This window comes from Microbacterium sp. SORGH_AS_0454, assembly GCF_031453395.1.
Classification (GTDB): Bacteria; Actinomycetota; Actinomycetes; order Actinomycetales; family Microbacteriaceae; genus Microbacterium.
This window is the reverse complement of record NZ_JAVIYS010000001.1, coordinates 66,629-81,313: the sequence shown is the minus strand read 5'-3', so window position 1 is coordinate 81,313 and position 14,685 is coordinate 66,629. Positions and strand designations below refer to the sequence as shown.

Sequence of the window (14,685 nt, the reverse complement as noted above, 5' to 3'; positions counted from 1 at the left end):
TGATCCGCGTCATGCCCGACCGTGTTCACGCCATCCTCGTCGTGCGTCCCGAAGGACGCACTCCCGCAGCGAACCATCTGGAGCGCACTCTGGCGGCTCTCGTCGCGCAGACCCGCCCCGTCGATGCGCTCACCATCGTCTTGTGCGGCGCCGACGCCGCACTGCGCGATCTCGCCGCATCCTCCGGCGCGGAGGGCGTCATCACGGCCCCGGCCGGCACCTCGTTCGCCGCGGCCACGGCGCTTGCCACGCCCCGCCTGACCGGCGACGCCGTCTGGCTGCTCGCGCAGGACACCGCTCCCGACCCCGACGCGCTCGTACGTCTCGCGGGCGCCCTCGAACTCTCCCCGCCCCTCGTGGTCGCGGCCCCCAAGCTCGTGGCGTGGGACGACCGCGACGCGATCCTCTCGCTGGGCGTGAGCATGAACCGCTATGGCGGCACCGTCGAACTCGCCGCCGGCGAGCTCGACCAGGGACAGCGCGACGGGGATGCCGACGTGCTCGGCGCCGACGTGCGGGGGCTGCTCGTGCGGCGAGACGCCTGGACGGTGCTCGGCGGTCTCGACCCCGCCCTCGGCGGTGCCGACGAGGGACTCGATCTCGGCGTGCGCGCCCGCCTCGCCGGTCATCTCGTCTCGCTCGTGCCCTCCGCCCGCGTCGCCGTCGCCGGAGACGGGGTGGCCGCCATGGCCCGCGGTCGACGTCGCGCTCGCCGCCGCGCCTTCGCGACGCGCACGGCCCAGCTGCACCGCCGACTCGTCTACGCCCCCGCCCCCGCGGTCGCCCTGCACTGGCTCTCGCTGCTGCCGCTCGCCCTGTGGCGCACGATCCTGCACCTGGTGACGAAAGTCCCCTACCGAGTGCTGCCCGAGTGGGGGGCGACGCTGCTCGTCATGGTCCGGCCCGCCGCCGTCGCCCGCGCCCGAGGCCGCATCCGCTCTTCGCGGAAGGTGGGGTGGTCGCGGCTCGCGCCGCTGCGCGTCACGCGCGCCGAGATGCGCCTGCGGTGGGAGAGCGATGTCGCCGACCCCGATGCCCCGGTGCGCTCGGAACTGCGCTTCTTCGTCGGCGGGGGTGCCTGGGCGGTTCTGGGTGCCCTCGCGGTCTCGGCCGCCTTGTTCGCCCCGCTGCTCGCGTGGCCCGTCCTGGGCGGGGGCGCTCTGGCGCCGCTGCGACAGAACGTGGCCCAGCTCTGGCAGGACGCCGCCTGGGGGGCCCGCCCCCTCGGGCTCGATGCCATCGGGCCGGCGGATCCGTTCTCGGCCCTCGTCGCGGTCATCGGCTCGCTCTCACCGGGGGAGCCGTCGCGCGCCTTCGTCGTGCTGTGGGTGCTCGCCCTGCCCCTCGCCGTCCTCGGCGGGTGGTTCGCGGCGACCCGCGTGACGGAGTCGTCGATGCTGCGCATCGTCGCCGGATTCGCCTGGGCCCTGGCCCCGACCTTCCTCGCCGCTCTCGTCGAGGGCCGGCCGGCCGGCGTGCTCGTGCACCTGCTGCTGCCCTGGCTCTTCTACGCCGCGAGCGTCGCCCACCGGTCGTGGGCCCCGGCGGGAGCGGCATCCCTCCTGCTCGTCGCCGTCCTCGCGTCGGCGCCCTCGCTGGCTCCGGCCGTCGTGGTGCTGTGGTCGGCGGCGCTCGTGGTCGTCGCCCTCGTGGCCGGTCGCGGCATCGCTCGGGTCGTCTGGCTGCTCGTCCCCTCGATCGTCGTGTTCGCCCCGCTCGTGTGGACGCAGGTGCGCGCGGGCAACCCCTGGGGCCTGCTCGCCGACCCCGGCATCGCCTACGCGGGGGCCGAGGCCTCCGCCACGCCGCTCGGTCGCGCACTGCTCGCGGCGGGCTTCCCCACCTCCGACCCGGGCGGGTGGGCGAGCCTGACCGGGGGACCGGTGTGGTGGGTCGGCCTGCTCGTCGCGCCCCTCGCGGCCCTGGCCGTTCTCGCGGTCCTCACTCCGCGGTGGATCACAGCATCCGCCCTCATCGTCCTCACCGTGGTGGGGCTCGCCACCGCCTTCGCCGCCGTCGGCATCGCCGTGTCGTTCGATCACTCGGTCGCCGTGCCCCTGTGGCCGGGGGCGGGCTTGAGCCTCGCGTGGATCGGTCTGGTCGGTGCGGCCGTCATCACCCTCGATGCCGGGATCCCCGCTCGCGTGCGCGTCCTCCGGCCGGTCGGTGCCCTGCTCGCGCTCGCGGCCCTCACCGTCTCGGTCGCCCCCGCTCTCACCGCCCAGACGGCCGGAACCGACAGCGGGCGCTCGGTGCTCACGAACGGGCCCGTCTCGACCCTCCCGGCGTTCGTCGCCGCCGAGGGGCGCGGATCGCTCGACATCGGCACGATCGTCCTCGACCCCCGTGCCGACGGTCTGCGTGTGCAGGTCGTGTGGGGCGGCAGCGCCACCCTCTCGGGTCAGAGCACCGTCGAGGCCACGCGCACGACGGTCGACGACCAGGACGTCGAGCTCGCCGCCCTCGCGGCGGATCTCGTGACCCCCTCGGCCGACGACGTCGTCTCGCGCCTCGCGGAGCGCGGCATCTCGTTCGTGCTGCTCGAATCGGCTCCGGCCGGCGAGGACGACGTGATCCGCGGAACGCGACTGGGAGCGGCCACCTCTCTCGACCAGCGCGACCTGCTCGACCCGGTGGGAGCGACCTCGCGCGGCGACCTCTGGCGCGTGAACACCGCCGTCACCCCGCGCCCGCCGCTCGACGAGCACCGCCTCACCCTGCAGCGTCTGGTGGCCTTCGGCTCCCTCGCCGTCGTCCTGATCGCCCTTCTGCTCGCCGTGCCGACCGCAGCGTCCCGACGGGTCGCACGCCGCACGCCCCGCATCGTGGGCCCGAACCCGGGAGGAGCCCGATGAGCGAGCGTCGTCTGCTCCGTGTCGCCGCCACGAGCGCCCGCGTCATCGCCGGTGCGGCCGTGGCCACCGCCGCCGTCATCGGCACGGTCGTGGGAATCGCGGCCCCCTGGCCGCAGTACTCCGCAACGCCGGTGCGTGTGCAGGCCACCCCGACCCCCGGAGACACCCTCCTCGCGTGCGACGGTCCTCTGCTGGCCCTCGGGCGCAGCGCCGACTCCGCGGGCTCCCTGAGCGCGGCGGCCGCCCAGCAGGTCGTCAGCGGCCCCGCCGACGCGGACGCGACCACGACAGCCCTGAACGGGGCGACGGCCGACTCCTCCGGCGACGCCGAGGCCCTGCGTGCCGCGCCTCGCGATCGCCTTCAGACGCCGTTGGCCGCCGCCGGGTCCGCCACGGCCGCCGCGAGCGACCTGATCGGGTTCGCGGCATCCGCCTGCCGACCCCCTCTCGCGGAGTCGTGGCTGGTCGGGGGTGCCTCCACCACGGGGGCGAACGACCTCGTCGTGCTGGCGAACCCCGGCGACGTCCCCGCGACCGTCCAGCTGTCGGTCTACGGGGCGCAGGGCGTGTCGAGCCCGCCGAGCGGTCAGAATCTCGTGGTTCCCGCGGGCGGACGCCGCGTGGTCCCTCTCGCGGGACTCCTCCTCGGGGAGGAGAGTCCGGTCGTGCGCGTCGTCTCGTCGGGTGCACCGGTTCACGCCTCGCTCCAGGCCACGCTGACGCGCCTGCTCCTTCCCGGCGGCGCCGACCAGGTCGCGCCGCTCGCTCAGGCGGACGCGCATCTGGTCATGCCGGGGGTGCAGGTGCTCGCCACCGACGCCAGCCAGGCGGGCACGGTGCTGCGTCTGCTGTCGCCGGGATCCGACGCCACCGCGACGGTGACAGTGGTGCCGAACGACCCCGCGGTCAGCGCACCCGCGCCCACCGACGTCCCCCTCACGTCGGGCCTTCCGACCTCGCTGAACCTGTCGAGGCTCGCCGCCGGTTCCTACACGGTGGACGTGACGGCCACGGCTCCCATCGTGGGCGCCACCTGGTCGACGACCGGCTTCGGCGAGGGAGCGGACTTCGCCTGGTACGTCCCCGCTCCCGAGATCTCGGCCCCCAGCACGATCGCGGTCGCCGCGGGCGTGGGCGCGAATCTGGTGATCGCCGGTGCCTCGAGCGATACGACCGTCACGCTCACCCCCGCAGGCGCAGGCGCGCCCGTCACCACGACCGTCGCCGCCGGAGCCAGCGTGGCCGTGCCGGTCGCCGCGGGCGTCTACCGGCTCGAGGCCGATTCTCCCGTGCGCGCGGCGGTGTCGTACGCCGGGGCGGGAGCGCTGGCCTCGTACCCGCTGTGGCCGGCGGATGCCGCGGCTTCGGCGCTCACGATCCTGCCCTAGCGGTCCCGACGCCGGGGGCGGGTCAGAAGAAGCGGAACCGCTCGGGGCCCAGGTCCCACGGGTCGCGATCGAGGTACTCGGCGGCGGCGCGGAAGACCGCGCCCTCGATCATCATGCGGCGGTGCAGGTCGTCGTCGTGGTGGGGGTGTCCCAGGCGTTCGATGGGCACTCGGTACAGGATGATGCGCTTCTCTTCGCGCAGGACCGTCCATCGAGGGATGCCGTCGGCGGCGGCGGGCGGCATGATCCCGATCTCGAACGAGACTTCGCGCAGATCGGTCCATGCCGAGCGGAGGAACTCCGCGGCCGCACCGACCGCGATGTCGAAGCGCTCGACGCGCGTGTCGATGGGGGGCAGCGGCGGTCGGACGACGGGACTGCGGTTCTCGCGGCCGTGACGACCGTGTCGCGAGGGGCGGGCCACCGGCCGCGCTTCCCGGGATCGACGACGCATCATGGGCCCATCCTACGTTCGAGGCAGCGGCCCGCTCGCGCCCGTGCCGCGGCGCGAGTGCGCTCGAGGCTCCGGTCGCGCCGGGGGCCGGCATCCGGGACCCCGGCGCGGCGTCGGGGCCGTGTCGGAGGGGCTGGCTAGGCTGATCCGCGATGCGCGACAGACTCTGCTCGAAAGTGGGATGCGCCCGCGAGGCGATGAGCACTCTCACCTACGATTACGGCGACCAGATGGCGGCCCTCGGCCCCCTCGGTCCCGCGGGCGACCCTCACGCGCACGACCTCTGCGCGATCCACGCCGACCGGCTGTCGGTTCCCAAGGGCTGGGTGGTCGTGCGGCACGAGACGCTCCGCACCTGAGGCGCGGGGCTCTCGCTCGAGGGAGTCACGCGCGCTCGGTCAGGGCGGCGGCGCGCTCGTTCTCGAGCAGCAGCGCGCGGTACTCGCGGTCCCGTCGCACCGACGACACGGCGCGGACGAGCCCTTCGGCATCCGACGGGGGGATCGGCGAGACGAAGGGGCGCACGGCTTCGGCGAGGGACGCCGCGACCCGGGTGCGAGCGGCGGGCTCGAGGGCGTCGGCGCCGCGCACGAACTGCGCCACGCGGGCGGCGAGGCGGTCGGGAAGCCGTGAGACGTCGGCGATCTCGGCCCAGGACTCCCAGCCCGGCGGCAGGCCCGGCGCGGGGGGAGGGAGGCGGCGGGTACGGGTGCGCTCGCTCGCCGTGCCGGCGAGCAGGTCGCCCAGTCGCTGAGCGCGCGGGGTGAACATCCCGACGACCGCGGCGATCGCGCCGAGGGTGAACCACAGTTCGAGAACACCGGTCAGGGATCGGATGAGGGCCTGACGGAAGCCGGCGGCCCCGCCGTCGGTGCGCACGATCCGGGCTCCCACGGCGAGGCGACCGAGGCTCCGGCCGCGAGAGAGCGTCTCCACCGTGGTGGGGATCACGACGGTCACGAGCACGAGCAGCGAGATCACGCCGATGCGCACGGCGGCCTCCGGAAGGGTTCCCGCCGCGACCATCGTCGTCAGCAGCAGCGCTCCGCCGATCAGCAGTACCGCCCCGATGAGGAAGTCGATGAGCGTTCCGAGCGCCCGCAGGAAGAAGCCGACGGGTTGGACGTCGAGGGCGACGGCCTCTCCGGTGAGCGTCTCGTCCGCACCCGTGTGCACGAGGGCGACCGCGGGCGAGGGGGTCGTCGACGAAGCCATGCGTACAGTTGACCACATGGACCTCGATGCCCTCACGGCCGCCCGGCGCGAGGAGTGGGCGCGGCTCGACGAGCTGGGTCGTCGCAAGCGCCTCAGCGGTCGCGACGTGGACGAGCTGGTGACCCGCTACCGTGCGGCGTCGGCCGACCTGGCCGACATCAAGACCTCCGCCGGACGCACGCCCGAAGGCGACTACGTCTCGATCCTGCTCGCGCGCACGCGCCTGCGCCTCACCGGCGTCCGCGACAACGTGCTGAAGCAGCTGCCGCGCTTCTTCGTCCTGCAGCTTCCGGCGGCGTTGTATCGCGTGCGCTGGAGCACCCTGGCTGTCACCGTCGGCTTCCTCGTGGTCTCGAGCCTCGTCGCCCTGTGGATCTCGAGCGACCCGGCCGCCGTCGCTGGCCCTGGGGGAGAAGAGCCAGCTGCAGAACTACGCCGACGAGCAGTTCGTGAACTACTACCGCGAGAACCCGAATGCGATCTTCGCAGGGTCCGTCTGGACGAACAACGCCTGGATCGCGGCGCAGTGCGTGCTGTTCGGCGTCACCGGACTCTGGCCCCTCGCGGTCATGATGCAGAACGCCGTCGGGGTGGGGACCTCGGCGGCGATCATGTTCTCGTTCGACCGCGGCGACCTGTTCTTCCAGTTCATCCTTCCCCACGGCCTGCTCGAGCTCACCGCGATCTTCGTCGCGGGCGCGGCGGGCCTGCAGATCTTCTGGGCCTGGGTCGCCCCCGGGCGGCGTTCGCGGGCGGCGGCGCTCGCCTCAGCGGGTCGGTCGCTGGCCACCGTCGCCGTGGGGCTCGTCTTCGCCCTGGCCCTGTCCGGTCTCGTCGAGGGGTTCGTCACCCCGCGCGAGTGGCCGTGGCAGATCAAGATCGCGATCGGCGCTCTCGCCCTCGGTGTCTTCCTCTTCTACATGCTCTGGGTCGGTCGACGCGCGGTGCGCGCGGGCGAGACGGGCGACCTCACCGAGTACGAGGCCGGGACCCCCACGCTGACGGCGGGATGACGGCATCCGGATGCCGTGTCGTTCGGCCCGGGAGGTGAGCGTTCCCGATCGTTTCCCGGCGTGTCATTTTTGATTCACTCAAAACTAGGTACGCTGAACGCATGCTCGACAATCGACCGGAAGCCCCCGCGGATGCCCTCATCCGCGGAGCGGGTCTGCGGGTGACGGCGACGCGGGTCGCCGTCCTCGAGGCCCTTCGCGCCCGGCCGCACGCCACCGCCGACGCCGTCTACGACGGCATCGTCGGCACGCTCCCCGGAACGAGCAAGCAATCGGTGTACAACGCGCTCGGCGATTTCGCCGACGCGGGTCTCGCGCGTCGCATCGAACCCGCCGGCCACGCCGGCACGTTCGAGTTGCGCGTGGGCGACAACCACCACCACGTGGTGTGCACCGGGTGCGGCCGGATCGACGACGTGGACTGCGTCGTCGGCGCGGCGCCGTGCTTGCACATGCCGGAGGGCAGCGGCTTTCTCATAGAGACCGCTGAAGTGACGTTCTGGGGCGTGTGCTCCGATTGCCGAGCGAAGTCCGAAGCCGAAAAACCGAGAGGATCCCGATGAGCGACGCTCTGAACGGGTGCCCCGTCTTCCACGATGGAGCCGCCCCCGACGACAACCGACTGCCCGTGGGCGAAGCCCCCGCCGACAGCGAGCCCGCCGGCGCCCTGCCCCACCCCACCCAGGGATCCGCCAACCGCGTGTGGTGGCCCGAGACCCTGAACGTCAAGATCCTCGCGAAGAACAACGCCCTGCGCGACCCGCTGGACGAGGGGTTCGACTACCGCGCCGCCTTCGAGGCGCTCGACCTGAACGCCGTCAAGCAGGATCTCAAAGCGGTCATGACGACCTCGCAGGACTGGTGGCCCGCCGACTTCGGCCACTACGGCCCTCTCATGATCCGCATGGCCTGGCACAGCGCCGGCACCTATCGCGTGACCGACGGTCGCGGCGGCTCGGGCGCGGGCATGCAGCGTTTCGCCCCGCTGAACAGCTGGCCCGACAACGTCAACCTGGACAAGGCCCGCCGGCTGCTCTGGCCCGTGAAGAAGAAGTACGGCCAGTCGATCTCGTGGGCCGACCTGATGATCCTCGCCGGCAACGTCGCGCTCGAGGACATGGGCTTCCCGACCTTCGGCTTCGCCGGTGGCCGCACCGACGTGTGGGAGCCCGACGACGACGTGTACTGGGGCCCCGAGACCACGTGGCTCGGCGACGAGCGTTACACGGGCAACCGCGAGCTCGAGAAGCCCCTGGCCGCGGTCCAGATGGGTCTGATCTACGTCAACCCCGAGGGACCCAACGGCAACCCCGACCCGCAGCTGTCGGCCAACGACATCCGCGAGACGTTCGGGCGCATGGCCATGAACGACGAGGAGACCGTCGCGCTCATCGCCGGTGGTCACACCTTCGGCAAGACGCACGGTGCCGCGAGCGACTCGCACGTGGGCGTGAACCCCGAGGCCGCCGACATCAACGACCAGGGCCTGGGCTGGAAGAACAGCCACGGCACGGGCAAGGGTGACGACACCATCACCAGCGGCCTCGAAGTCACGTGGACGTACCACCCCACCCGCTGGGACAACGAGTTCTTCCACATCCTGTTCGCCTACGAGTGGGAGCTCTTCCAGAGCCCCGCGGGCGCGCACCAGTGGCGTCCGGTCAACGGCGGAGGCGAAGGCCTCGTCCCCGAGGCGCACTCCGACGGTCGCCGCGAGCCCCGCATGCTCACCAGCGACCTGGCGCTTCGCGTCGACCCGGCGTACGAGAAGATCTCACGCCGTTTCGCCGAGGACCCGGCCGCGTTCCAGGACGCCTTCGCCCGCGCGTGGTTCAAGCTGACCCACCGCGACATGGGCCCGCGTGAGCGCTACCTCGGCTCCGAGGTCCCCTCCGAGGTGCTCGTGTGGCAGGACCCCGTGCCCGCCGTCGATCACCCTCTGATCGACGCCGCCGACGCCGCAGCGCTGAAGAAGCAGATCCTCGACAGCGGCCTGTCGGTGCAGCAGCTCGTCACCACGACGTGGGCCGCCGCCTCGACCTTCCGCGGCAGCGACAAGCGCGGCGGCGTGAACGGGGCGCGCATCCGCCTCGAGCCGCAGAAGAGCTGGACGGTCAACAACCCCGAGCAGCTGGCATCCGTGCTCGACGTGCTCGAGAAGATCAAGGGCGCATTCGACGCGCAGGGCGACAAGAAGGTCTCGATCGCCGACCTGCTCGTGCTCGCGGGCAACGCCGGTGTCGAGCAGGCCGCCCTCGCCGGCGGCGTCGAGGTCGAGGTGCCCTTCACCCCGGGCCGCACCGACGCCACGCAGGAGCAGACCGAGATCGAGTCGTTCCGCTGGCTCGAGCCGATCGCCGACGGCTTCCGCAACTACGCCTCTCGCGAGGCGCGGCTTCCCGCGGAGTTCCTGCTGCTGGACAAGGCGAACCTGCTCACGCTGACGGCTCCCGAGATGACCGTGCTCGTCGGCGGCCTCCGCGCGATCGGCGCGAACTGGGACGGCAGCGACTGGGGCGTGTTCACCGACACTCCCGGTGCCCTGACGAACGACGTGTTCGCGAACCTTCTCGACCTCGGCACGACGTGGAAGCCGCTCGACAGCGGCAAGCACGCCTTCGAGGGCACGAAGGACGGATCGGGTGAGAAGGTCGGGATCGGCACGCGCGTCGACCTCGTGTTCTCGTCGAACTCCGAGCTGCGCGCGCTCGCCGAGGTCTACGCCTCGGACGACGCCAAGGAGAAGTTCGTGCGCGACTTCGTCGCCGCGTGGCGCAAGGTCACCGAGCTCGACCGGTTCGACCTGGTCTGAGTTCGGCGAACGCTGCGGCTCGGTAACCCGCGGCAACCGGAAGGCCCGTCCCCTCGCGGGGCGGGCCTTCCGTCGCTCGTTACGTCCTGGGCGGTTCTCTCGTGCCCGCCCGCGTCGCGCGCCGTGTCCCGTGCGCCGTGTCCCACCCCGTGCCGGACCGAGCTGCGACTCACGCACCTTCGGGACGAGCGACGCAGAAGACCCGTGTCCCACTTGGCGCAGGCTCCGGCCCGTCTCCCCGCACAGAGGCGGACACGCGCGGGGGCGGCGCGGCTCAGGCGCGAGACAGGCGGCGCAGACCCTCGTCGATCGACACCGACGGCGCCCAGCGCAGGTCGCGGCGGATCGCGGTCTGATCGAACCAATGCGCGGTGGAGAGCTGCTCGGCGAGGAAACGCGTCATCGGCGGCTCGTCCTGGCCCGGGCGCACGGCCCACACCCGCTCGATCAGCGATCCCGCGGCCTTCGCCACCCCCGCGGGCACGCTGAAGCGCGGCGGGGTGACGCCCGACGCCCGGCAGATCCCGGCGAGCAGGTCGCCGACCGGCCGCGGTTCGCCGTTCGTCAACACGTACGCGCGCCCGCTGACCTCGTCGACGCGGTGCAGGGCGGCCACGATCCCGGATGCCGCGTTGTCGACGAACGTGGAGTCGATGAGAGCCGTCCCGCCGTCCAGCAGGGGCAGGGTGCCCCGACGCGCGCGGGCGACGACGCGCTCGATGAGCTGGGTGTCGCCCGGGCCCCACACGATGTGGGGGCGGATCGCGACCAGAGCGGTGTCGCCGCCGGCGCGGGAGAGCGCCAGCACTTCGGCCTCGGCCTTCGTGCGGGCGTATTCGCCGCGCGCGGCATCCGGATCGGCGGGCTCGGCTCCCACACCCGCGAGGGCGTGGCCGGCGTGCGCGACCGACGGCGACGAGACGTGCACGACGCGCGTCACGCCGGCCGCCTCGGCGGCATCGAGCAGGATGCGGGTGCCCTCGACGTTGACGGCATGGAACTGCGCCGGGTCGCCGGCGAGAGAGACCTTCGCCGCGAGATGAACGATCCCGTCGACCCCCTCGAGGGCGGACGCCACGGCATCCGGATCCGTGACCGACCCGAGCCGGTCATCGGCGCCGTCGACGCCCGACCGGCGACGCTGCAGGGTGCGCACCTCGTGCCCCGCCTCCTGCAGAGAACGCACGACGGCCCGGCCGAGGAAGCCGGACGACCCGGTGGCGAGGACCCTCACGGCGCCGTCGGCTTCTCTCCGGCCAGCACGCGCTCCGCCCAGCGGGCCACGCGCGCGCGGTCGATCTTGGAGTTGTGGCGGATGTCGGTCGGAAGCGTGGGGACCACGAGCACGGCGGCGAGGCGCTGGGCGGTGGCTGCACGCACCTGATCGGTCAGATCGGGGGATGCCAGCCCCGGGCGACGGGCGCCCGCCTCGACCACCGCGACGACGACCTGGCCGCCCACCGGGCCCACGCCGACGGCGGCGGCGCGTTCGACGGCGGGCACCGTCTCGACGTCCTGCTCGATTCCCACGGGAGTGACGGGGCCGTCGGCGGTGGTGATGACGTGGGGCAGTCGCCCCTCGATCCAGAGCCTGCCCTCGGCGTCGAGGTGTCCGACGTCTCCGGTGCGGTGCCAGCGCTCGGGGAGTCCACGCTGCGCTTCGCGGTCGGTGAGGTACAGGCGGAAGTATCCGCGCTTGAGGTGGGGCGCCGAGATGACGACCTCGCCGGTGACCCGCGGCTGCGTCGACGGTGCGCCGGAGGCGCGGCCGTCGGCGTCGATCGCCGAGATGCGCACCTGACCGCTGCCGAGCGGGCGACCGACGCACACGCCGCGGTCGCCTCGCGCCTGTTCGATCTCGGGCAGAGTGACGTCGGCGACGAGCAGGCACTCGGTCATGCCGTAGGGGGTGTGGGCCGTCGCGTTCGGCATGAGCGCCTGCGCGCGGCGGAGAAGATCGACGCCCACGGGGGCTCCGGTCGACAGGAACGTCTCGACACGCTCGAGAGCGGCGCGGTCGTCGGCGGTGAGGGCCGACGCGGTCGCGACGACGTTCGACACCGCCGCGGGAGACAGGAACACGATCCGCGCGTCCGAGGCGTGAACGGCCGCGGCGACGGCGGCCGCCGTCAGGGTGCGCGGAGCCGAGACGTCCATGTCGGGCGTCGCGGAGCGCGTGCCCAGCGCCGGGCCGAGGAGCGCGAAGGGGGCGAAGCCGGTGACGAGACCCGTCTCGGCGGTCACGCCGAAGTGCGCCGCGAGGGTGTCGCGCAGCGCGGTGAGCTGGGCGTGCGTGTAGACGACGCCCTTGGCCGGTCCCGTCGAGCCGGAGGTGAACAGCACCGCAGCCTCGGCCTCGGGGGCGGGGGGAGGGGGAACGGCACGACCGCGCCCGGCCCGAGCGAGGTCGGACAAGCTCGCCTCGACGCCGAGCGCGCGGGAGGTGACCGCCGGAAGAGACGCGGCCGAGATGCGGCGACCGGGCCAGGCGAGCGCGCGTGCGGCCGCGAGCCCCGCGACCTCACCGATCACGACGTCGGGGACCGCCCCGCGTACGGCGCGGGAGAGACCCCGGATGCCGAGACCCCGATCGGCCACGACGACGACGGCGCCGATGCGCAGGCAGGCGTACAGGGCGGCCGTCAGGGTCGGACCCGGCTGCACGAGGAGCGAGACGCGGTCGCCCGCGCGCACCCCGAAGGCGTCGAGCCCCGCGGCGAGCTCGTCGACACGGGCGGACAGGTGGCGCCAGCTCACGCGGAGCGGCTCCCCGTCGCGGGCGGAGGTCATGTCGATGACGGCGGTGCCGTCGTCGTCGCGGCGGGCATCGAGGGCGTCCCACAGGTGACCCGACGCCGCGTCGGGCGAGTCGGAAGGGGCGGGCGCGGGCGCGGCGGCTGCGCGCTTCGCGGCGGCCGAGCGACGCGAACGGGTCGCGGGCGTGACGGCATCCACGACCTTCTCGTCGAGCCAGTCGAGAACGACGTCGGCGTAGGGGCGCTCCTCGGCGATGAGGTGCCCGGCGCCCTCGAAGCGGTGCACGTCGGCGTGCGGGAGACGATCGGTGAGGTCGTCGAGGTGGTCCTCGCCGAAGACCGGGTCCTTGGGGCCCCGCAGCAGCAGGACGGGCACGGCGAGCTCACGCAGCCCCGACGACATGCGGTGCAGGGCCGGAGTGCTCTCGTGCTCGGGGGTCGCGGGGATGTCGGCGACGAAGCCGCCGATCCCTCGGCGGCGCGCGACGGTCGCGTACGGCGCGCGGAACGCGGCCTTCACGGCCGGGTCGAGCTCGGCCAGCGCGAGGGTGGTGTCGAGGAACGCCGTGGTGCCCGTGGTGCCGGCCGCGAGCATGCCTCGAGCCGTGGCGACGCGCAGGGCGAAGGGAAGAGAGGCGCCGTCGGGGTGGTGCACGGCGGTGTTGAGGGCGATGACGGCCGCGAGGCGGTCGCGGTGCTCGACGGCCCAGCCGAGCGAGACGGGCCCGCCCCAGTCATGGCCGATGGTCACGATGGGACCTCGGATGCCGAGGCCCTCGACGAGAGCGTCGAGGTCGGCGATGCGCTGGGCCAGGGTGCGCCGCAGCGAGGAGCGTTCGGAGAAGCCCATCTCGAGCTGGTCGACGGCCACCACGCGCCAGACGGCCGCTCCGGCGTCGGCCCGCGCGAGAGAGGCGTTCACGAGGGCGCGCCAGAGGTACGACCACGTGGGATTGCCGTGCACGGCGACGATCGTGCCGATCGGCTCGAGGCCGCGCTCGACGAGGGCGTCGCCGGTGTCGAGCACGTGCCACAGGCGCGTGGCGCCCGCGTCGGCGAGGACGCCGTCGACGCTCACGAGGCGCGACAGGGCCGGGTCGAGCCCGGGCAGGCCCGCGGGGGGAAGAGTGGCCTGCGGTCCCGTGACGCGCGGGAAGCTCACCAGGCCAGCTCCAGCATTCCGGTGTTCAGGCCGGAGCCCACTCCCATCAGCAGGACGCGATCACCTCGGCGCAGCGTCTTCTGCTCGGCGGCGAGGGTGATCGGGATGGAGGCAGGACCGACATTGCCCAGGCTCGGGTAGGTCACCGGCACGCGGTCGCGGTCGAGCTTGGCGGCGCGGACGATCGCCGAGGTGTGGACCGACGAGACCTGGTGCGTGATGTAGCGATCCATGCCCGTCCAGGAGAACTCGCCCTTCGCCTCTTTCCACGCCGACACGACGAGGTCGAGGCCGCCTTTGAGCAGCGCCTTGGCGTCGGTGAACATGCCGTCGACGCTGCCGACGCAGAGGTCGTAGAACTGGGTCGCGGCGCGCGTGACGCCCCCCACGATGCGGTGACCCTCGGGGTGGTCGCTCGCCCGGCCGAGGACGGCGGCGGCGGCCCCCGAGCCCAGGGTGAGGGAGGCGAACTCCTGCATGAAGGCATCGCGGTCGAGGTCCTCGCGCACGAGGCGGTTGATGGTGTTGACCTGGATCTCGTCGGCATCCTCGCCGTTGACGATCAGGGCGTACTTGACCTGGCCCGACTGGATCATGCCGGCGGCCAGGCTCATGCCGTTGATGAAGCCGAGGCAGGCGTTGGCGACGTCGAAGTTGATCGCGGAGCTCGGCAGGCCCAGACCGTGGTGCAGCCGCACGGCGACCGAGGGTTCGAGATGCTTTCGCGTCACCGACGTGTTGATGATGAGCCCGATCTCGCTCGGGTCGACGCCTGCCTCGGCGAGCGCCTGCTTGCCCGCGGCGATCGTGGCTTCGTCGGAGGACTCGCCCTCGGCCCAGTTGCGGCGCTCGTTGACGCCCGCGACGCGGCGGAGCAGGCCCGGTTTGAGCTTGAGGCGCTGCAGAGCCGGGGCGAGGCGCTCCTCGATGTCGTCGGACGTCGTGACGCGGCTGGGCAAGACGCTCGCCACCGAAACGAGGGCCACATCGTCGAAGTGCGTGGTGGCGTTACCTGGCAAGAGATCTCCCG

10 protein-coding genes and 1 pseudogene are annotated in these 14,685 nt (G+C 73.0%); 6 read left to right on the top strand and 5 right to left on the bottom strand.

Features of this window, described 5'->3' with window-relative positions; all coding sequences use genetic code 11:
- The first annotated feature begins 11 nt into the window (after positions 1-11).
- On the top strand, positions 12-2,855 hold the full coding sequence (locus QE454_RS00365; RefSeq protein WP_307459189.1) for a glycosyltransferase: 2,844 nt from the start codon (positions 12-14) through the stop codon (positions 2,853-2,855).
- Complete coding sequence (locus tag QE454_RS00360) at positions 2,852-4,243, top strand: DUF5719 family protein (protein WP_307459192.1); 1,392 nt, start codon at positions 2,852-2,854, stop codon at positions 4,241-4,243. Before QE454_RS00365 ends, QE454_RS00360 begins: the two co-directional genes overlap by 4 nt.
- A gap of 22 nt (positions 4,244-4,265) precedes the next feature.
- On the opposite strand, the gene QE454_RS00355 is transcribed toward QE454_RS00360, so the two are convergent.
- Positions 4,266-4,697, bottom strand: a complete 432-nt coding sequence (locus QE454_RS00355) for a hypothetical protein (protein WP_371129303.1) — start codon at positions 4,695-4,697, stop codon at positions 4,266-4,268.
- A 152-nt stretch (positions 4,698-4,849) separates the two neighbouring features.
- Between QE454_RS00355 and QE454_RS00350 the strand changes: the two genes are divergently transcribed.
- Complete coding sequence (locus QE454_RS00350) at positions 4,850-5,056, top strand: DUF3499 family protein (RefSeq protein ID WP_103206488.1); 207 nt, start codon at positions 4,850-4,852, stop codon at positions 5,054-5,056.
- A gap of 25 nt (positions 5,057-5,081) precedes the next feature.
- On the opposite strand, the gene QE454_RS00345 is transcribed toward QE454_RS00350, so the two are convergent.
- Complete coding sequence (locus QE454_RS00345) at positions 5,082-5,912, bottom strand: RDD family protein (RefSeq protein ID WP_210072097.1); 831 nt, start codon at positions 5,910-5,912, stop codon at positions 5,082-5,084.
- A gap of 16 nt (positions 5,913-5,928) precedes the next feature.
- Here QE454_RS00345 and QE454_RS00340 point away from each other — a divergent pair.
- The 3 genes and pseudogenes from QE454_RS00340 to katG all read left to right on the top strand — a co-directional run bounded on the left by QE454_RS00340 (position 5,929) and on the right by katG (position 9,737).
- Positions 5,929-6,925: pseudogene (locus tag QE454_RS00340) on the top strand (stage II sporulation protein M).
- A gap of 101 nt (positions 6,926-7,026) precedes the next feature.
- A complete protein-coding gene (locus tag QE454_RS00335; RefSeq protein WP_210072095.1) occupies positions 7,027-7,488 on the top strand; it encodes a Fur family transcriptional regulator in 462 nt (153 codons plus the stop codon).
- Positions 7,485-9,737 carry a catalase/peroxidase HPI gene (gene katG, locus QE454_RS00330; RefSeq protein ID WP_210072094.1) on the top strand — a complete coding sequence of 751 codons (2,253 nt, stop codon included), beginning with the start codon at positions 7,485-7,487 and terminating at the stop codon, positions 9,735-9,737. The genes QE454_RS00335 and katG overlap by 4 nt, the downstream gene beginning before the upstream one ends.
- 274 nt (positions 9,738-10,011) lie before the next feature.
- Here katG and QE454_RS00325 read toward each other — a convergent pair whose 3' ends face one another.
- The 3 genes from QE454_RS00325 to QE454_RS00315 are packed head-to-tail and all read right to left on the bottom strand — an operon-like array spanning position 10,012 to position 14,674.
- Entirely contained in the window at positions 10,012-10,971 is a 960-nt protein-coding gene (locus QE454_RS00325; RefSeq protein ID WP_307315578.1) for an NAD(P)-dependent oxidoreductase, read from the bottom strand.
- Positions 10,968-13,655, bottom strand: coding sequence for an alpha/beta fold hydrolase (locus QE454_RS00320; RefSeq protein WP_307459204.1), 2,688 nt, complete (start codon positions 13,653-13,655; stop codon positions 10,968-10,970). The genes QE454_RS00325 and QE454_RS00320 overlap by 4 nt, the downstream gene beginning before the upstream one ends.
- On the bottom strand, positions 13,652-14,674 hold the full coding sequence (locus QE454_RS00315; RefSeq protein WP_210072091.1) for a 3-oxoacyl-ACP synthase III: 1,023 nt from the start codon (positions 14,672-14,674) through the stop codon (positions 13,652-13,654). The genes QE454_RS00320 and QE454_RS00315 overlap by 4 nt, the downstream gene beginning before the upstream one ends.
- Positions 14,675-14,685 lie beyond the last annotated feature (11 nt).